General features: G+C 35.8%; 16 protein-coding genes, 1 rRNA gene and 1 pseudogene. 7 read left to right on the forward strand and 11 right to left on the reverse strand.

All coding sequences use genetic code 11. The annotated features are described in order from the left end of the window. Positions 1–17: 17 nt before the first annotated feature. A 16S ribosomal RNA gene (locus tag TY19_RS07215) occupies positions 18–1,557 on the reverse strand. Positions 1,558–1,634: 77 nt separating this feature from the next. On the opposite strand from TY19_RS07215, the gene TY19_RS16225 reads away from it, so the two are divergent. Beyond that, complete coding sequence (locus TY19_RS16225) at positions 1,635–1,808, forward strand: hypothetical protein (RefSeq protein ID WP_158383150.1); 174 nt, start codon at positions 1,635–1,637, stop codon at positions 1,806–1,808. A gap of 1,047 nt (positions 1,809–2,855) precedes the next feature. Here TY19_RS16225 and TY19_RS07230 read toward each other — a convergent pair. Then, positions 2,856–3,212 (reverse strand): hypothetical protein, encoded by a 357-nt coding sequence (locus TY19_RS07230; protein ID WP_042281376.1) that lies wholly within the window; start codon positions 3,210–3,212, stop codon positions 2,856–2,858. 266 nt (positions 3,213–3,478) lie between these two features. On the opposite strand from TY19_RS07230, the gene TY19_RS07235 reads away from it, so the two are divergent. After that, positions 3,479–4,012, forward strand: a complete 534-nt coding sequence (locus tag TY19_RS07235; RefSeq protein ID WP_148300653.1) for a cell division protein CrgA — start codon at positions 3,479–3,481, stop codon at positions 4,010–4,012. Between the two features lie 22 nt (positions 4,013–4,034). On the opposite strand, the gene TY19_RS07240 is transcribed toward TY19_RS07235, so the two are convergent. After that, positions 4,035–4,994: a KpsF/GutQ family sugar-phosphate isomerase gene (locus TY19_RS07240; RefSeq protein WP_042281381.1), complete on the reverse strand. Its 960-nt coding sequence runs from the start codon at positions 4,992–4,994 to the stop codon at positions 4,035–4,037. Between the two features lie 93 nt (positions 4,995–5,087). Here TY19_RS07240 and icd point away from each other — a divergent pair, with 93 nt between their 5' ends. Next, complete coding sequence (gene icd / locus TY19_RS07245; RefSeq protein WP_042281383.1) at positions 5,088–6,536, forward strand: isocitrate dehydrogenase; 1,449 nt, start codon at positions 5,088–5,090, stop codon at positions 6,534–6,536. Between the two features lie 43 nt (positions 6,537–6,579). On the opposite strand, the gene TY19_RS07250 is transcribed toward icd, so the two are convergent. From TY19_RS07250 to TY19_RS07265, 4 genes are all read right to left on the reverse strand, one after another. Next, entirely contained in the window at positions 6,580–7,383 is an 804-nt protein-coding gene (locus TY19_RS07250) for a hypothetical protein (protein WP_042281385.1), read from the reverse strand. Between the two features lie 41 nt (positions 7,384–7,424). Continuing rightward, complete coding sequence (locus TY19_RS07255; protein WP_042281388.1) at positions 7,425–8,654, reverse strand: dicarboxylate/amino acid:cation symporter; 1,230 nt, start codon at positions 8,652–8,654, stop codon at positions 7,425–7,427. Positions 8,655–8,704: 50 nt separating this feature from the next. Beyond that, a complete protein-coding gene (gene lpxK, locus TY19_RS07260; RefSeq protein WP_011176331.1) occupies positions 8,705–9,811 on the reverse strand; it encodes a tetraacyldisaccharide 4'-kinase in 1,107 nt (368 codons plus the stop codon). A gap of 77 nt (positions 9,812–9,888) precedes the next feature. Then, on the reverse strand, positions 9,889–10,467 hold the full coding sequence (locus TY19_RS07265; RefSeq protein ID WP_042281390.1) for a D-sedoheptulose-7-phosphate isomerase: 579 nt from the start codon (positions 10,465–10,467) through the stop codon (positions 9,889–9,891). Positions 10,468–10,637: 170 nt separating this feature from the next. On the opposite strand from TY19_RS07265, the gene TY19_RS07270 reads away from it, so the two are divergent. Beyond that, positions 10,638–11,231, forward strand: a complete 594-nt coding sequence (locus TY19_RS07270) for a thioredoxin family protein (RefSeq protein WP_011176333.1) — start codon at positions 10,638–10,640, stop codon at positions 11,229–11,231. 603 nt (positions 11,232–11,834) lie between these two features. Then, entirely contained in the window at positions 11,835–13,067 is a 1,233-nt protein-coding gene (locus tag TY19_RS07275; protein WP_042281392.1) for a hypothetical protein, read from the forward strand. Between the two features lie 61 nt (positions 13,068–13,128). Here TY19_RS07275 and TY19_RS07280 read toward each other — a convergent pair whose 3' ends face one another. Genes TY19_RS07280 through TY19_RS07290 form a run of 3 tightly spaced genes read right to left on the reverse strand, consistent with a single transcriptional unit; the run spans position 13,129 to position 15,461 of the window. Next, positions 13,129–13,788, reverse strand: coding sequence for an RluA family pseudouridine synthase (locus TY19_RS07280; RefSeq protein ID WP_052354848.1), 660 nt, complete (start codon positions 13,786–13,788; stop codon positions 13,129–13,131). A 1-nt stretch (position 13,789) separates the two neighbouring features. Continuing rightward, the gene (locus tag TY19_RS07285) at positions 13,790–14,605 is read right to left on the reverse strand and encodes a TrmH family RNA methyltransferase (RefSeq protein ID WP_042281394.1); all 816 of its coding nucleotides are present in this window, start codon (positions 14,603–14,605) and stop codon (positions 13,790–13,792) included. Then, on the reverse strand, positions 14,598–15,461 hold the full coding sequence (locus tag TY19_RS07290) for a class I SAM-dependent methyltransferase (RefSeq protein WP_011176338.1): 864 nt from the start codon (positions 15,459–15,461) through the stop codon (positions 14,598–14,600). Before TY19_RS07290 ends, TY19_RS07285 begins: the two co-directional genes overlap by 8 nt. Before the next feature lie 367 nt (positions 15,462–15,828). Between TY19_RS07290 and TY19_RS07295 the strand changes: the two genes are divergently transcribed. Further along, positions 15,829–16,857 carry a Ppx/GppA phosphatase family protein gene (locus TY19_RS07295; protein ID WP_042281397.1) on the forward strand — a complete coding sequence of 343 codons (1,029 nt, stop codon included), beginning with the start codon at positions 15,829–15,831 and terminating at the stop codon, positions 16,855–16,857. A 175-nt stretch (positions 16,858–17,032) separates the two neighbouring features. Continuing rightward, positions 17,033–17,566 carry a hypothetical protein gene (locus TY19_RS07300; RefSeq protein WP_042281399.1) on the forward strand — a complete coding sequence of 178 codons (534 nt, stop codon included), beginning with the start codon at positions 17,033–17,035 and terminating at the stop codon, positions 17,564–17,566. Here TY19_RS07300 and TY19_RS07305 read toward each other — a convergent pair. Beyond that, positions 17,548–18,546, reverse strand: a pseudogene (locus TY19_RS07305) (hypothetical protein); the annotation flags it as partial. The gene TY19_RS07300 and the pseudogene TY19_RS07305 overlap by 19 nt on opposite strands.

Below are 18,546 nucleotides of genomic sequence, written 5' to 3' on the forward strand. Positions count from 1 at the left end.
TTAGCAAACTGTCCTTTAAAGGAGGTGATCCAGCCCCACCTTCCGGTAGGGCTACCTTGTTACGACTTCATCCCAGTCATCGGCCTCACCTTACACGCCTCTTCCCTTGCGGTTAAGCCAGCGGATTCGGGTAAAACCAACTCCCATGATGTGACGGGCGGTGTGTACAAGACCCGGGAACGTATTCACGGCGATGTTGCTGACTCGCCATTACTAGCAATTCCGTCTTCATGTAGTCGAGTTGCAGACTACAATCTGAACTGGGGCCGGCTTTCGGGATTTGCTTCACCTCGCGGCTTCGCTGCCTTTTGTACCGACCATTGTAGCACGTGTGTAGCCCCAGACATAAGGGCCATGCGGACTTGACGTCATCCTCACCTTCCTCCTGGTTAACCCAGGCAGTCTCATTAGAGTTCCCACCTTAAATGTTGGCAACTAATGATAAGGGTTGCGCTCGTTGCGGGACTTAACCCAACACCTCACGGCACGAGCTGACGACAGCCATGCAGCACCTGTGTAGCAGTCCCGAAGGAAAGGCCTATTTCTAGACCGGTCTACTACATGTCAAGTCTGGGTAAGGTTCTTCGCGTTGCATCGAATTAAACCACATGCTCCACTGCTTGTGCGGGTCCCCGTCAATTCTTTTGAGTTTCAGCCTTGCGACTGTACTCCCCAGGCGGTATACTTAACGCGTTAGCTACGGCACAACTAGGGTTGAGTCCAGTTACACCAAGTATACATAGTTTACGGCAAGGACTACCAGGGTATCTAATCCTGTTTGATCCCCTTGCTTTCGCGCTTTAGCGTCAGGTATAAGCTAGAAAACCGCCTTCGCCACCGGTGTTCTTCCACATATCTACGCATTTCACCGCTACTTGTGGAATTCCGTTTTCTCCGCCTACCCTCTAGAGATGTAGTTTCAAATGCTGTTCCGAGGTTGAGCCCCGGGATTTCACATCTGACTGACACCCCCGCCTACGCGCCCTTTACGCCCAATAAATCCGATTAATGCTTGCACCCTCCGTATTACCGCAGCTGCTGGCACGGAGTTAGCCGGTGCTTCTTTACCTGGTACGCTCAAAATCACTGGATGTTAGCCAGCTCATCTTGTTCTCAGGCGAAAGAGCTTTACGACCCTAAGGCCTTCTTCACTCACACAGCGTCGCATCGTCAGGCTTTCGCCCATTGCGAATGATTCTCGACTGCAGCCTCCCGTAGGAGTCTGGGCAGTTCTCAGTCCCAGTGTTGGCGGTCAATCTCTCAATCCGCCTAGACGTCTTAGCCTTGGTGCGCCTTTACCACACCAACTAGCTGATATCCCATGGACCTCTCTTTAACCGCGAGGTCTTGCGATCCCCCACTTTAATAAAAAAAAGATGTCTTCTTTTCACCCTATCCGGTATTAGCGGTCGTTTCCAACCGTTATCCCAGAGTTAAAGGCAAGTTATCCATGTCTTACTAACCCTTCCGCCACTAAACCCGAAGGTTTCGTTCGACTTGCATGCCTCATCCACGCTGTCAGCATTCAATCTGAACCAAGATCAAATTCTCACAGAAAAATAAACTCTTGAAAACCTGAGTTGATTATATTAATCTGCACTACTTAAAAGTAGTGCTATATGTGGGACATCTTCATGCCTCACACAAGCTCTATTGTTTGCTTGCACATTGTCTTTCTTATACTGTCAAAACAATCTCGCATCGCTCAAGGCGATCGCTATTCTTACGCGTTTTGTTTTTCAACGTTTATTGCGGAAGAGACTACTAACATACAAAATATTCATGTTTTATCGCAACACACTTTTTAACTTTTTTGTCTTTTCGTTTTCAAAACATATTTTAAAGCTATTTTATTTTTTGATTGCTTTTCTTATTTTTTAAAAACAATGAAATTTTTCCAATTTTTGCAAACTCACTGATTTTTGAGTGCCGACAATAAGAAAGAAGAAAAAACTATTTCCTCTCGGTAGTTTTGTTTCAACCCGTCAATGTTATTTACCCTATTCAGCTTTGCTTAGCATTTAGATTTGCGTGTGGGTTATATGATCCAACCGCTTACGAAAGAATATTTTTCTTTAAGATCGAGGTTTCTCATCTACGAACATGCCATGGGAATTTCAGATTCTTAAAAAAATGCCGGGAATCATACAAAACTAGAACAGCAAAACAGATGAAGGATTGAATAAAGAAAAAAAACAGCTAATTATTAAAAATTATAAAAAAATACAAAATTATGCCTCGAAATCAGTAGGGATAATAAAGTTCCAAGACGAAATAAAAGTCCTCTTTTTAAATATTCCTTCTTTTGAATTTGCCTGGATTTTTTTCTCAATTATTCTTTCTATCTTTCTTTTACTAAAACTAGTAGAGGGCAAAAAAAACCGCCATTTAGGCACTCTTATGAATATGTTATTAATTACTTAGGTAAAGTATTTCTAAATTTAATGAGCTCTAATCGCTTTGTTTATTTAGAGAAGAACCTTCGGAATTGTCACTTATACTTACCAACCTAAAAAGCAATCTATAAACTTAGCAGAACAACATCATTTATTATTAAAGGCTGCCTAAAACCCAAAATGCAGGTTATTAAGAACTGGCTTCCTACTCAAGTTTGTTACTTAACTTCAGGACAATTTTTCGAAAACAGCGAATTTGCTTTTACTATTGCGCAGCTTGAAAAGCTGCGCCATCAATCTTTCTTTGATGGACTTAGCCAATTTAACTACAAAGTAAATAAGAACGTACTTGCACTTTATATTATTTAAAATTTGTTGTTTGATTGAGATTATGAATGCGTCAAAAAAAATCCTAGCCAAACCCTTGTCAGGTTTAGCTAGAAGTCGTATTAAGGAATATTAAGATGAGGTGCAATGAGAACATCCATGAGGTAGTTGTAGGGGATTCTTATATTCTTGTGAAAAATCATCGTGGGATGCGAATCGATTAAGCAAAAAATTAACTCCCATTGAGTAAATGACACCTAAAACTAAAGTTTTAGCCAAAATAAAATAGACATTACTAAAAGTGAAACCTGTTCCATAACAAAAAGGAATACGAAATAAAACTTTAAGAGCTACAACAGTTGTAGTCACGAGAGTAGCTGTTGAAACGAGACTAATACAATGTCCTTTAAAAGTGGTAGGGGGATTAACTCCACAGTATCCTCCTAATAAACCTCCTAAAAAACTAACTGGGGGGCAAACAGGGCACATAAATACTCCTCATTTATTGTTCGACATCATTTCACATGTATATAATTTAAATTTTAAATTTTTTCATTGAAATCGACAATTTTTATATCTTCAAAGAAAACAAAACAAAATTCAGATATATCTGCTTTATTAAAAAAAATATATACTCAATCGAAAATTTCTAAGAAATTTGTCATCAAATTGAAGTTGCTATTTTCTTTGAAAGTATCTATGCCACTGGTCAATTGATTGACATCCAAACTCACAGACAGATTAAAAAAAAAGCCATGCATAACAATTTTGTTTTACGAACAGCAATTCCTGAAAAGTGGATAAAAAAACGATTATGGAAAGGAATTGTATGGAGTTTGCTTGGACTTATTCCAATGATTTATGTAGGAGGATTTGCCGAATTACCTTTTCTTCAAAAATGGGGAATTTGGGCTTTTTTAATTGGCTTTGGACTAATCACTGCTGGTTTAGTTCCGTATAAAAAACTCATTTCTATTCAGCAAAAACCTCATGAATTAAGACTTTCGGAAACAGATCAAATTGATTACTATCTAAAAGGAAAAAAAGTTTTAGGTTTACCAATTTCTTCTATTAAACAAATTGAATATTATAATAAGGATCAGGATTTTGGAATCATTGTTAGACTCAAAGTTCCTCTCGCTAATCCTTTTATTATCTATAGCCATTCTTTTAGTTTGGTGAATTTTCAAAAGAAATCATTTTTGGTTGAAAAAGCAGATATTTTCTTTCCTTATTTCACTCAACGCTCTTTTGATGAGCTACAAACTTGGTTATTAACTGAGAGTTAAAGTTTTTTGCAATAAATTTAGATTATAACCCTGTTTGAATAAGATCATGAATATGAAGCAAGCCAATTACTTGCTGTTCAAGGTTAAGCACAGGAAAAACAGAAATTCTTTTACAATAGTCAGCTTCCATCAATTTCATGGCTTCATAAGCCAGAAGTTCTGACTCGATGGACCGAGGATTGGGTGTCATGATTTCAATCATAGAAGATTCTAGTACTTTCCCTCCCACTTTTTGCAACATTCTCCTTAAATCACCATCTGTAAAAATGCCAAGTAATCGATGATCGCGATCAACCACAAGAATACATCCGCAACGTTTGTTAGATAATTCAACGAGAACATTTGTTAATTGATCTTGAGGATAACAAATAGGAACTTTTTCTCCAGTGAGCATAATATCTTTAACCTTCAACGTCATTCGTTTTCCAATTCGGCCTGAAGGATGATTTAATGCATAATCATTTAAACTAAAATTTTTTCTACGCATTAGCACAGCAGTCACTAAGTCTCCAAAAAGCCCTTGGAAAATTGTTGACATCGTAGGTGCCATATCAAAAGGGCAAAGCTCCTCTTGAAAAGGCAGGGTGATCACATAATGACAAGCGGCTGCTAAACGAGATTGTGAGTTACAAACAACTGCGACTAAGATGCCCCCTTTATTACGAATAGGCGGTACTAAATTCAGCAGTTCATCGCTTTCTCCACTCTTACTTAACATAATAAAGATATCATCTTGAGAAACAATACCAATATCCCCATGAACAGCATCTGTTGGTGAAAGATATAAAGCTTTGGTTCCCGTAGAAACCATTGTAAGAGCAATTTTTTTAGCAACTAATCCACTTTTACCAACACCGGTAAAAAAAATAGATTTTTCAGTTTTTAGTAGAAGTTCCACTAATTTTTCTATAGCAATTAGATCCAACGTTTCAAAGTAATGATTGGTATAAAGACGTTGCTTATCAAGTATTTCTTTCAGCATAGTTACTTTCAGTAAGGTTTTGATTGGATTTTAAACAACGAACGGATTAGTCTCAAGTTTGATTATTTAAAAATAAATTTATGGGAATTTGTGATGGCAGCACAACTGATACCGATTACTGTGGCCGAGGGAGATGGAATTGGGCCGGAAATTATGGATGCTACGCTAAGAATTTTAAAAGCAGCTGGAGCTCCTTTAGATATAAAAAATGTTGAAATTGGGGAAAAGGTTTATTTAAGTGGACAACCAACAGGAATTGAAAATTCCACTTGGGATTTAATTAGACAATCCAAAGCTCTTTTAAAAGCCCCAATTACCACTCCCCAAGGTGGTGGCTTTAAAAGTCTAAACGTGACCATTCGCACCACTCTAGGATTATATGCTAATGTGCGTCCTTGTGTAGCTTATTACCCATTCGTTGAAACCAAATATCCAGGCATGAACGTTGTGATTGTCAGAGAAAACGAGGAAGACCTTTATACTGGAATTGAATATCGACAAACTCCCGACGTCTACGAAGCACTTAAACTCATTACAAGACCCGGATGTGAGAAAATCATTCGTTATGCTTTCGAATATGCGCAAATCTATCACCGCAAAAAAGTCACTTGTTTTACAAAAGATAATATTTTGAAGTTAACTGATGGGCTTTTCCATAAATTTTTTGATGAAATTGGAGCCGAATATCCACAAATTGAAAAAGAGCATTGGATTGTTGATATCGGAGCAGCTAAACTAGCTGATACACCAACAGCTTTTGATGTAATTGTTATGCCTAATTTGTATGGAGACATTTTATCAGATGTTGCTGCTCAAATTGCTGGATCTGTTGGTCTAGCCGGATCTGCAAATATTGGTAATTCGGGAGCCATGTTTGAAGCTATTCATGGATCTGCGCCTAGACGAGCTGGACAAAATCTAGCCAATCCTTCAGGTCTTTTACAGGCTGCCATTCAAATGCTTGTTCATTTAGAACAATCGAATTTAGCTGAACTCATTCATAATGCCTGGCTAAAAACGCTTGAAGAAGGGATTCATACTTATGATATTTTTAAAGAAAAAACAAGTAAGCAGAAAGTTGGGACAAAGGAATTTGCGAATGCCGTAACTGCCCGTTTAGGAAAAAAACCCGAAACATTACCCGCAGCTCACTATAGCACATCTTCTCATATCAAACATTCTAACTTTTCATCTCTTAAAAATTTCAAACAAGAATTATATGGGATAGATATTTTTATTAAATGGAGCGAAGATGTAGAAACATTAGCGACTCTTCTTCAATCCACGTCTAATCACGATTTAAAATTAAAAATGATCAATAACCGAGGTGTAAAAGTATGGCCAAATAAAATGCCTGAAACAGCTTGCATAGACAACTGGCGTTGTAGATTTATATCTTCTACAAATAAAATCGTATCTCAAGAGCAAATTCTCAATTTACTAAACAGACTTGTACAAAAAAAACTTACACTGACACAAACTGCTTATTTATTTGCTTTTGATGGACAGGCGGGTTATACTTTAGCTCAAGATGAACAATAAAAAGCTAATATTTAAGTCTGAGATGAGAATGAAATTTCGTTAATCAAAAAGTTTCAAGCGATAAATTTTTCATATTCTCTTTAATATGTTTTTTACCCCAATCTGCTACCCAATGAATAATGACAGCTTCGGGATTTTCTCCCTGAGCCATTCTCCAATTATAAATTTGAGGAAGCTCATAGATAGGAAAATTTTCTGATTGTATGATATCAGCTAAAAGGTCTGAATCTCCCGAGAAATAAGCATTACGTTCAATGATCGCCTGTGCCCATGTGGAAACAAGAGGTGATTGATAAGGATAAACCACTACACCTGCATTATAAATTTTTTGCCCTGGCCTAAGCAGACCTTCTTGAATATAATTTTTCAACGCAAATTCTGGTTGAGGTGCTATAGCAAATCCAGACCCATTTTGACATGTTTCAAATAGAGCATCAAGCGAACCTTTAATTTCACAATCGACATCTGTCCATACTGTTTTTAAAAATGGGCTTTTAATCATTGCAAAAGGCTTTTTTAAACAAAGGGCCCGAATTTTCCAAAACTCTTTATTTAAAAAAAGAGATTTCCATTTTTCTTTCAGTATTCGATTAATTTTATCAGGGGAAACGAGGAAATCCAGAGGTTCAGTAAAAGGAATATAAATGCCCTTATCCTTACACCACTCCCTAGCGGCTGCCGACACTCCAAAATCTACAAAAGCGACAGGAAGATGGTTATTCATTTGATAATGACTCCACCACCAAGGTAATAACCATTCCAAAGTTTGATCGCAAGCAATTAAAATACCTTTATCATATTGAATAAAATCTTTTGATAACCAATTCATTTTTGTAGTCTCTGACATATTCTATGATCTTTATACCTAATCTATAAATAAAGCATAAATTAGATTTTCCCTTCGAATTCGACAAGTTCAGTATGGTAATATTTACGTTCGTCCAACTCGCCCTCTTGCTTAGCAATAAACACTGTCACTGCAGCATCGCCTAAAATATTCAATACTGTGGTAACCATTTCTCGTAACCGATCGATACCCACTAAAATAGCTAAACCTTCTAAAGGAAGTCCTAGTGAAGTAAGGACCGCCGAGAGCATCACAAATCCGCCTCCAGGAACCCCAGCGGTCCCGATGGCAGCCATGGTTGCTGTCATTAAAAGTGTAATGTAAGCAGAAAGGTCTAATGGAATCGCATAGGCTTTTGCAATAAATATAGCACTCATGGCTTGAAAGATAGCTGAACCGTTCATATTCATTGTCAAGCCAAGAGGAAGGACAAAATTTGAAATATTTTTTGAAACACCTAAGTTTTCTTGTAAACAGTGCATGGCCACAGGTAAAGTTGCTGCGCTACTTCCTGTTGAAAAAGCCATCATAATGGCGTCACCCATTCCTTTAAAAAAAGGTAAAATCTGCAAATGTCCTAATCCTTTTAATAAAATAAGACTGTAAACAACTGCCAAATGAATGAGACAAGCTAAGTAATAAACGCCTAAAAATTTAAACAAAGGGATCAATAAAGAAATACCAAACGTCCCAGCGACCCAAGCCATGATGCCAAAAACGCCAATCGGAGAAAATTCCATCACTAATGAAGTTAAACGGTACATGACATCAGCTAAAGATTCTAAAAAGTTTTTTAAAGGAATCCCCTTTTCTCCAGAAAAATTAATTGCAATCCCTAAAAAAACTGCAAAAACAATGATTTGCAAAATACTCCCACTCGCTAAAGCAGCAACTGGATTGCTCGGAATAATTGAAACAATAATTTCACTAAAAGAAGGAGTTTTTGCTTCTATGATATTGACAGATGTTAAATGAAGGCCTGAACCAACTTGAAAAGAATTAGCAAATAATATACCGATTAAAATAGAAATGACAGTTGTAATGAAATAAATCCCAATCGTTTTACCCCCCACGCGCCCTAATTTTTGAGGATCGTGAATACTTGTGATTCCTATAGCCATTGAAGAGAGAATCAACAAAGGAATAATCATGTTGATCAAATTGAGAAAAATAGTTCCTAAAGGCTTTAATAAAACAGCCCTTTCTCCCAAAATAATTCCTGCTAAAACACCTAACGCCAAACCAATGAAAATTTTCAACCACAACTTCATACTTTTAATTCATGCCTCGTCATTAAACAATTTGAAATAGCGAAAGATTCTTAAGAAATTTTAGCTTCAGCCTGTGCAAGAAAGGAATTCCATTCGTTTTGCCCATCGATAACCGTTAAATCGATTTGAATCCAAGCAATTGGTAAACTTAAAGTCATTTGATCTGGTAATTTTACACGATCTTTCTCCGTACAAATCAACCACTCAGCCCCTAACTCTTTAGATTGTAAAGCAAATAATTCTAATTTTCTCTCTTTAATCTCATCGTGATCAGGTAAACAAAATTCTGAAACAACTTTTATTCCCTCAGACTCTAAGGTGCGCTTAAAATATTCTGGATGAGCAATCGCGCAAAACATAGCCACTTTAGTTTCATGTAAGTTGTCTATTTGGCATCCCTTTAAATCCCTTGGATGGCAGACTATTCCTTTGACCCCTACTATTGGAGCTAAACTATAAGCCCTAAGCTGATTTTTTACATTCTCAAACTGTTCTGCATCAACAATATTGTTTAAAATTAATAAATCGGCCCGAGATAAAGAGTGAACATCCTCTCTTAAAAATCCTCTTGGTAGATAATAACCTCGGCCAAAAGGATCTGAAACATCTATCACGACAACATCATAATCTCTAGCAATGCGACGGTGTTGCATAGCATCGTCTAATAAAATAACCTGAGCTCCAGCTTTGGCTGCTAAAAAAGATGCTTTTTTACGGTTTCTTCCAACAATCACAATCGATTTGGGAAAACGTTGAGCGTAAATATAAGGTTCATCTCCGGAATAAGAAGCAGGAAAAATTGGTCCCTGCCCCTCACAAAGAATAACTGGAGTTTCTAATTTTTCTACTTTCGATCGATACCCTCGAGATAAAATAGCTAATGTGTAACGTTCATAAAAAGCTTGAGCAAGAAGAAGAGTGACCGGAGTTTTACCTGTTCCGCCAGCGACGATATTGCCAATACTAATGACCAAAGAGACGGGAGGAACGTATCTTTTCATCCATCCTTGATCATAAAGCCAATTTCGAATAGACACAATAAAACCATAAATCCAACTCAACGGTAAAAGTATCCATTTAATAAATGTAGATAATTTTCCTTTTCGTTTTTCTTTAATGATTTCCTTGAGATAAATTTCAATTTTTCTCAAAAACATGCAAAAAACCTTATTAAGCTCGATAAAAATGAATGATAAAATTTTAAAAACTCCCAATCATTAACATTTGATAAAATTTAATTTTTTGCAAATAAATGCACTTCAACTAATTCGATTATGAGATGGATAGCTGCCATATGAGCTTCTTGAATGCGATCCGATGTTTGAAACCCCTGAATAATTAATTCGAAATCAGCAACATCTTTCAACGCTCCTCCGTCTTTTCCTAAAAACGCAATCGTATGCATACTTTGGTTTTTTGCCTGCTCAAAAGCACGAATTATATTTAGAGAATTTCCACTTGTTGTGAGACCGATAAAAACATCGCCAGTTTTACCATAAGCCTCTACGCCTCTTGAAAAGATCCATTCAAATCCTTTGTCATTGGCAGTACAAGTGATATGCCCAGGTTCAGATAAAGCAATGGCTGGCAGAGGTCGCCGTGCTTTTCTGAAGTACCCTGTTAATTCTTCAGCAAAATGGCAAGCATCACACAAACTTCCTCCATTCCCAGCAAGAATAATTTTACCCCCATTTTGGAAACACGTAGCTAAAAGTAGAGCAGTCTGTTCTATAAAATTAATTGAAGAAGGAAGTTTGAGTTGTTCCACGGCTTTTATGCAATCATCGATTGCGTCTAATAAACTAGTTTGCATATCAAGAGGTCTGAAGATTGAATTGATAAAGTAAATTATAAAAATGGTATCATTATTCTGACTCACTCTTCGTTAAGAAGCAAGGGTTTTCCTTTTTCTTAAACTGTGTTTTTTTTAAATATAAGATGTTTTTTAGAATTTCTTTATAATGCTAACTAATAAGGATAACTATGACAGAAAAAAAACAATTTACTCTTCCTTTAGGATCTCAAGCTCCAAATTTTAATTTAAAAGCAACGGATGAAAAAAATTATCAATTAAGCGACTTTGATTCAGCTAAACTTCTTGTCCTTTTCTTTACATGTAATCATTGCCCTTATGTGATTAACTCAGATGAAATCACGAGAAAAACAGTAGAAAAATATAAAGACCGAGGCGTTGACTTTATTGCTATTAATTCAAATAGTGAAACAACTTATCCGGAAGATTCTTTTCAAAATATGATTGAGAGAATGAAACAATACCACTTTCCTTGGACTTATTTACATGATAGCTCTCAAGGCATCGCTTTAGCTTATGGAGCTTTACGTACTCCTCATTTCTTTGTCTTTGATGATAAACGTCGCCTAATTTACACTGGAAGAGCAGTTGATTCTCCTAGAGAGCCTTTAAAAATAACTGTTAATGATTTAGAAGACGCAATCGAAGATTATTTACACGAACGCCCTATAAAAAAACCCTTAACCAATCCAATTGGATGTAATGTAAAGTGGAAAGGAAAAGACAAGCATTGGATGCCTGATGACGCCTGTGATTTAACTTAACTTTCTATAAAACTATTAAATTTACAATTAAAAACCACTAATAATTTAAATAAATTATAGTTACTTGATTTAATTACATTTTATTGCATTTATTTTAGTATTTGTATTGACAATTTTTTTGTTCCCGAATTAAGTGTAAAACACTCCTATCAATACCGTTCTACATCAATGGGTTTCAGTTTTAATTTTGATAATTCCCCTCTATATTTGTCCATCTCTATTAATTGTTGCAGCCCTTTTCCTGTTGATAATGTTCTTATCAAATTTATGATTCTTGTTCAACCTTCTTCTTCCTATCCTTTTATTACGTTTAACTACCAGTTATAATTATTTCTGAACGTTAATAACCTTTAATCACTTGCGTCATTCGATGATAAAATGAGATAAGCTAGAACCAACAAAGTTTTGAATTCCTTGTGTATAAAATCGATCTTCTCTAATGTTCAATTTCAATAAATTCATTCGTATTAAGCAAATTTTTATACTTATTTACTCATTAATTGTTGAACTCACTAGAAAAATTTATTGAGTTACCATTAAATAATTTTATTTTACATGCAAAATGAACAGTTAAAAAAAGGTTTTGCTTAGGAGATGAAAACGATGTTAATTTCTATCTTTGCAATTGTTCTTGCTTATTTGACTCAGAGTTATTTTCCCTCATTTAATCCTCAGGAGTCTTCGATTTTAATCATTGCGGGAAGCCTTCTTGTTCTTTTGCTAACAGTATTATCAATTACCCTTTCATTACTACCTTTACAAAGGCTTGAGCAAAACCTAGTTCCCAATCTTGTAGAATTATATAAACGCAATCGCTGGTTGAAAATTAATCGCTTTTGTCTTTTTTTATTTCCTCTTGTTTCCTTTTTTGCCGTAAATTGGATAAATTCAAATTCTTTTCAATTTAAAGAATGGATTATGCCCATTTGGCTGGTAACATTTGGATTGAGTTTAGATTTACTGAAATGCTATTGGCAAAAATTAATGCAATTCTTAAATCCAAATGATTTTGTAAATATGCTTACGAGGCAAGGTAAAAAAGCTGTTCAAAATGAAAAAGATGACACTTTATGGAGTTGCTTAGATAATTTATCTGAAATAGCTGTAAGGTCTATTGAGAAAAGCAAAATTGCACTTAGTACTCAAACACTCAAGTCTTTCCCTCCCATTGTGGATGCTTTTTTTGCTTCTTCAAAAAGTATCAGCCGCATAAATGTCGATGCAGAAACAGAAAAAAAGACAGGTCGAGATGAAGCCAGCTTTACCATTTTTTATCTATTGCAAAGATTAGAACTTATCAACGATCGTGCTTTACAAAACCGTTTGGAAACTGTTTGTCGACAGATGATAATGACGATGGGAAAACTCATTGTATCATGTGCTAAATTTGATTTAACCATGGTGAATTTTCCAACACATTTTCTGACCAAATTTGGTTTAAAAGCTTTGCAACATCATTTTGAAGAGGTGGGAGTATTAACAACGAGTACTCTACTTGAAATTGCCAAGACGATTTTAAAAGATGTCAACATCAATTATGCTGAATTGCAAAGTCCTTTTCAAGCTATTGTTAATGGATTGAATGCTATTGCCAAAGCGACGTTCAAAAAAGAGAAAAATACGAGCATCAAATTGCTAGTACAACCTTTTGAAGAGTTAAAAACAATGTTTCAAGCTGAAAAAATGGTTAATCATCCAGATGCTTCTGTGATTATTCATGAGATTGACCGTATCTTGGAAGAGTTTACAGTCCTAGGCCAAGTCATGCGTTCTATTCCTCCCATTCCCAATTTAGAAGATGATTCCCCTACAACAGCAAATTCCAACCTAAAATAACTTATAAAAGTAGAGATTTTTCCTATTAAAAAGATTTGAAGTAAAGCTATGATAAGCAGTTTCAGGGATTAAAACTAAAAGGTAACGCAGTTTGAAAAAGCATAGTTTCTTGGTGGATGGGGTGTGAAATTTCTAACGATTCGTGATGTAGAGCAATTGCATGGGGAGTAAACGGGTATTGACTTCCATAGCGGATATCACCACGAATCGGACATCCTAGATGAGCGAGCTGAGCACGAATTTGGTGATAGCGTCCAGTTTCTAATTTGATTTCTAATAAAGCCCCTACGCTCTTTCGTTCTATAACACGATAAGTCAGTTTTGCTAATTTAGCTTGAGGATGGTTAGAAGAAACAACTTGGGCCTGAAAATCATTATGAATAAGAAAATTCTCTAACGTTTTTTGCTCGTCTACCGGAACAGAATCTACCCATGCGTAGTAAATTTTTTTTGTTTGTTTAGCACGTACAGAAGCATTTAAACGAGTCAATGCCTTACTTGTTTTACCAAAAACAACGATTCCACTTACCGGTTTATCAAGGCGATGCACAGCTTCTAAAAAAACATTCCCAGGTTTTTGATAGACGATTTTTAAATAAGCTTTCGCCTGTGATTCTAAACTATCTTGTGCGGTTCCACTTGGCTGGGTCAATAATCCTGCCGGTTTGTTTAAAACAAACAAATGATTATCTTCGTACACAATCGAAATAGAAGCTGTCATCTTATTTTTTCAACTGCCTCTGTCTAAGGACTTCATAAAGAAGAAGGGTTGTTGCCATTGCCACATTTAACGAGTCTGCCACTCCCATCATAGGAATACGCACTTGCATAGTAGCTTGTTTCATCCATCGCTCAGATAAGCCTAATTGCTCAGTACCGACTGCAATTGCAACTGGACTTGTCAAATCCACTTGTGTAAATTCTTTTTCTGCATGAGGTGTCGCTGCTAAAATGTCGATCCCTTGCTTATTCAGCCAAAGTAAAGTATCTTCTCCTCTTGCTTCGACTGTAGGAACTGTAAAGAGAGTACCTACACTTGCTCGAACAACATTAGGATTATAAATATCTGTACATCGATCGCAAACAATCAATCCATCAATCCCAACAGCATCGGAAGAGCGTAAAATTGTGCCTAAATTCCCCGGTTTTTCGATTGCTTCAGCGACAACAAAGAAGGGCGCCATTGGTTTTTTAATCTTCAAAGTCAAATCATCTAAAGTTAAATGTCTTTGAGGAGCGATTGCCAATAACCCATCCGGTCTGTCTCTGTAGGAAATTTTGCGAAAAACTTTTTCCGAACAATAAAAAAGTTCTGTTCCACGTGATGTCAATCTTTCAATTAAAGTAGGTTCATTCATTCCCAAAAAAAGAGCGGGACAAATGAATAGTAAATTCACTTCCCAATCCGCATCAGCAGCACGTAATAGTTCTCTATAACCCTCAATTAAAAAAGTTTGCGAAATATCTCTTTCGGGACGATCACGTAAATGTAATATTTGCTTAACCTTAGGATTTTGCACACTCGTCAGCTCAATCATTTTCTCTTACCCATTTCGCATAAGTGCCGCTTGGAAGTTTCAAAGAATCAGGTCCCTCTAATAACATTTCTCCAAATTCGATCTTCCCTTTCACTCCCTGCATAGCCTGGCTTAATAGATGATGCATAACGACAGGAGAAAATCCTGGAGTATGGCAGGAAAACATCACAAAAAGAGGTCTTTCACTGAGTAAATCACGACAACTTTGGAGAAGTTGAGTAACTTCATCTTCAATTTTAAATAGTTCTCCTTTAGAACCTCTCCCGAAACTAGGTGGATCTAAAATAATGCCTTCATAACGAGATCCTCGTTTTAATTCTCTTGCTAAAAATTTTTTGACATCTTCCACAATCCATCGAATAGGTGCATGCTCGAGATGATTTAAAGCTGCATTTTCTCTTGCCCAAGTCACCATTCCTTTAGAAGCATCTAAATGACATACCGCAGCTCCTGCTTTTGCTGCTGCTAATGTAGACCCTCCCGAATAGGCAAAAAGATTTAAAATACGAGGTTTTTCTTTTTTGGAAGCGTAAGGCCTTAAAATTTTTTGAATCCAATCCCAAAAAGACTTTTGTTCAGGGAAAATTCCTAAATGTCCAAAGTCAGTCGCCGAAATTTTAAACACGACACCAGCAACTTCAATGTGCCATACTTCAGGGATATTAGACAGATTCGTCCATTTATTTTCCAATTCTCGAGAAAAACTTGCCTGTGCTTCATTCCATTTTGCCAATGAGAGTTGAGGTTTCCAAACAGCTTGCGAACAAGGACGAGAAAGTACATAGGGACCAAACTGCTCAAGTTTACGACCATTTCCGCTGTCAATTAAAGCATAGGATTGAAAAGGTAGTGTCATTATTACTCTTGAAAATAGGGTAAATGTATTTTCCCGATTGTTTTTTTTACAAGCATAACATACATAGAAGAAAGCAACAACGTGATTTATGTGTTGCTTCGCATTCGATTCTATTTTTTATTTCTCAGTAAATAATCGGCGCATAAATTAAGAAATTAAAAAAAATAATAATCTTCTAATTATTAAATACTTGAAAACTCAATTAACGAAATGAAAGAGGAAAATTATTTTTCAAGTTATTCAGAACAAAAAGTTACACTTTTCTCATTGACATAAGAACAAAGCGAATACTTGAATTTGGCATTGATTTTGCAATCTTGAATCAGTTTATCAGTATAAACGATATCCTTTCAGGAAAGGGGAGATTATGAATCAACGTTTGGCATGGTTATTCATGACATTATTTGTTGTATTCGCTCTATTTGCGATATCGAAACAAATGACAGAGCCAAAAGGAGAAATACGAGCTGCTTTAGACATTGGATCTGGAGCGACTAATTTAAAAGTCGCAAGAGTCGATCCAGGAACAAATAAAATTATTTCTCAAATTTTTGAAAAATCTATTCCTGTTCCTTATCAAAAACATTTGGAACAGTCTAACGATAATACTTTTGATCATGTTGTTAAGCAACAAGGGATGCAAGCCATTAAAAATTTGAAAGAAATAGCTGATGGTTATCAAGCAAAAAAAGTCATTGCTGTTGCTACTGCAGCATTTCGACAAGCGGCTAATGCTCCTCAGTTTGCACAAGAAATTGAAAAACAAACAGGTGTGCAAGTGAGAATCATCAATCAAGATGAAGAAGGAATCATGGCCTTTCGAGGTGCTTTAGCACTCTCTTCCGCGGAATCTGAGAAAACTGTGGTCTGGGATATTGGAGGAGGAAGCATGCAGCTAACTACACTAACAAAATCTGGAACTTATCTTGTTGAAAAAGGCAAAACAGCCTCCATTTCATTTAAAAACGCTATTATTCAACAGATTAAACAAAAAAACATCGCCACTGAACCTTCTCCTAATCCCATGACTTTAAAAGAAATGAACACAGCTCTCGATTATGCAGGCACTTTAGCTTTACAGACAGATCCTTATATTTTAGAAAAAATCCATCATCCTTCAACAAAAATGATTGCTGTCGGAAGTTTATTTAACTATGGAATTAGGCCAGTGGTTAACAACAATCAAAAAATCGAACAAGTTGAATTAGAAATGGCCGTGTATAAAATGGCAGGGAAAACCGATGCTGATCTTCCTGGAGGAACGTTGGCAGAAGTTGCTGTTTCCAATCCCCTCCTTGTTTTAGGTTACATGAAAGCTTTGCAAATATCACGATTAGAAATAATGCAAGTCAATAATGCTGATGGAGCTTTGACCTATCCTCCCTACTGGGAATAAATTCCCCTTAACTCCATTTTTAATTTTTTTCTTACCAGGCAGCCTTTTAGCTTCATTTATTTAATAATTAATTTTATTAAATAAAATAAAACAATGAATATAATTAATTTATTTATGGTTTTTTTATTTAAAATTTATTAAAATTTCATTATGATTCAAACTTAAGGTATTAATTATGATAATAACAGATAAAAATATTGTTTCTAATGCTTTTACTGACCTTCCAAAAAAATGTAAGAGAGGTCAAGAAGCTGTTATAGAGATGCTTAATCGTCAAAGTATTGTCAACAAAGCAGACGAATTTTTTTGTAAAGAGATGGGAAATGAAGAAGAACAGCGTTCTTATTTTATCAAAAAAATTGAACAATATAAGTTCACTCTGCCTCAGCCTGCTTTAAAAAAAGATTATAAAGGTTTAGCTCATAAAGTTTTTGCAATTTATCGCTCAGAACTTGTCGAAAAAGCATGTCAACAGATCAATACCAATCCCTTAGCTTGGGCATTTACTGCGGAGACATGGAAACAGCAACGAAAAACTTTTCAAGATTTTATGTGGGTCTATGCCAAAATGGTATATAGCGGTTCTTCTAGTTCAGCAATTGCATTTGCCATGAAACAACATTTTCCTTGTTTACCTCAAACTTTTTCGCCTGGTATAAACGCTGTTATTGTTGCAAATGAGCAAGAATACTATTGCCCTAATTCTTGATCTGTTTTGCTGCGAAGCATATGGGTAAACATTTCGCTTTCGTTTAATTCTTCTAAGGCTTTGAAATAATCTGGACTATTGATTGTTAGTGTGGCTTTAGTTTGGTTACCAACGTTATAAGGAAGTGACATAAGTTTAGAAGGAACAAATATTAATTTAGTAGAATCAATGTTGAGTTGTTTTTGATAAGGTTTTAACCGTTCAGGAAGAATGATATAAGATATATTATTTGGATGAATAGTTCCATTAGCACGTGTTTCAGCACATCCAAATTGATTCGTTGGGGTAAAAACACCATCTGTCTTTTCTTTGCCATCAGCATCTATAAGCTTAAGATTAGCATCGCCGTAATTGTCTTTTTCCTCAATTTTTAATGCTTTATAGGGACAAACATTTGTTAACACGATTAAAAGCTCTCCTTGATAATTTCTCGAAGCAGCTATTTGAACGCTTACTCCCAATAATGTATGATGACCTTTAAAGACTTTCTTTTTTCCACACTTAATTTCCTTACATATCTCTCTCAAGCCCACTGTGTAGTTTCCTTTTGGGTGTAACACTTGAGTGTCTTCTTTAACTCGAATATAGCTTGGGATTTTTGAATTAATTAAAAATTCAAACCATTCGGATCCTATAAATTCCCTATCTGCTGTAAATGAATTGATATGAATTTTATCCATCACTCTTTTAAGTACTGATAAACGATCGAGGGTTTTGGAATTACCTGCTCTTCCTAAGGAAATCCAAGCTAGAGGAATGCTAATCCCTTTAAGATTAACTCCTAATGTCAAAATATTGATGTATTTTTTGCCGAATTTCCAATCTGTCCTATCTAAGGCCAAGTCATTTTTCTTATTTTTAAGATCTAAAATGATAATCACTAAATTTGTTATGACCTCTTGATAATCATTCAAAGAAGTTAGCCAGTTGAAAAATCTTTGTATTCGTTTGAAATTAGAATCAATTTTTGCCTTACTATA

This window comes from Candidatus Protochlamydia sp. R18 (genome assembly GCF_000648255.1).
Lineage (GTDB): Bacteria > Chlamydiota > Chlamydiia > Chlamydiales > Parachlamydiaceae > Protochlamydia > Protochlamydia amoebophila.

Bases quoted from the DNA above. Each gene is read 5' to 3' on its own strand.
- TY19_RS16225 (WP_158383150.1), top strand. From the start codon at position 1,635: ATGCCTCACACAAGCTCTATTGTTTGCTTGCACATTGTCTTTCTTATA.
- TY19_RS07230 (WP_042281376.1), bottom strand. From the start codon at position 3,212: ATGTGCCCTGTTTGCCCCCCAGTTAGTTTTTTAGGAGGTTTATTAGGA.
- TY19_RS07235 (WP_148300653.1), top strand. From the start codon at position 3,479: ATGCATAACAATTTTGTTTTACGAACAGCAATTCCTGAAAAGTGGATA.
- TY19_RS07240 (WP_042281381.1), bottom strand. From the start codon at position 4,994: ATGCTGAAAGAAATACTTGATAAGCAACGTCTTTATACCAATCATTAC.
- icd (WP_042281383.1), top strand. From the start codon at position 5,088: ATGGCAGCACAACTGATACCGATTACTGTGGCCGAGGGAGATGGAATT.
- TY19_RS07250 (WP_042281385.1), bottom strand. From the start codon at position 7,383: ATGTCAGAGACTACAAAAATGAATTGGTTATCAAAAGATTTTATTCAA.
- TY19_RS07255 (WP_042281388.1), bottom strand. From the start codon at position 8,654: ATGAAGTTGTGGTTGAAAATTTTCATTGGTTTGGCGTTAGGTGTTTTA.
- lpxK (WP_011176331.1), bottom strand. From the start codon at position 9,811: ATGTTTTTGAGAAAAATTGAAATTTATCTCAAGGAAATCATTAAAGAA.
- TY19_RS07265 (WP_042281390.1), bottom strand. From the start codon at position 10,467: ATGCAAACTAGTTTATTAGACGCAATCGATGATTGCATAAAAGCCGTG.
- TY19_RS07270 (WP_011176333.1), top strand. From the start codon at position 10,638: ATGACAGAAAAAAAACAATTTACTCTTCCTTTAGGATCTCAAGCTCCA.
- TY19_RS07275 (WP_042281392.1), top strand. From the start codon at position 11,835: ATGTTAATTTCTATCTTTGCAATTGTTCTTGCTTATTTGACTCAGAGT.
- TY19_RS07280 (WP_052354848.1), bottom strand. From the start codon at position 13,788: ATGACAGCTTCTATTTCGATTGTGTACGAAGATAATCATTTGTTTGTT.
- TY19_RS07285 (WP_042281394.1), bottom strand. From the start codon at position 14,605: ATGATTGAGCTGACGAGTGTGCAAAATCCTAAGGTTAAGCAAATATTA.
- TY19_RS07290 (WP_011176338.1), bottom strand. From the start codon at position 15,461: ATGACACTACCTTTTCAATCCTATGCTTTAATTGACAGCGGAAATGGT.
- TY19_RS07295 (WP_042281397.1), top strand. From the start codon at position 15,829: ATGAATCAACGTTTGGCATGGTTATTCATGACATTATTTGTTGTATTC.
- TY19_RS07300 (WP_042281399.1), top strand. From the start codon at position 17,033: ATGATAATAACAGATAAAAATATTGTTTCTAATGCTTTTACTGACCTT.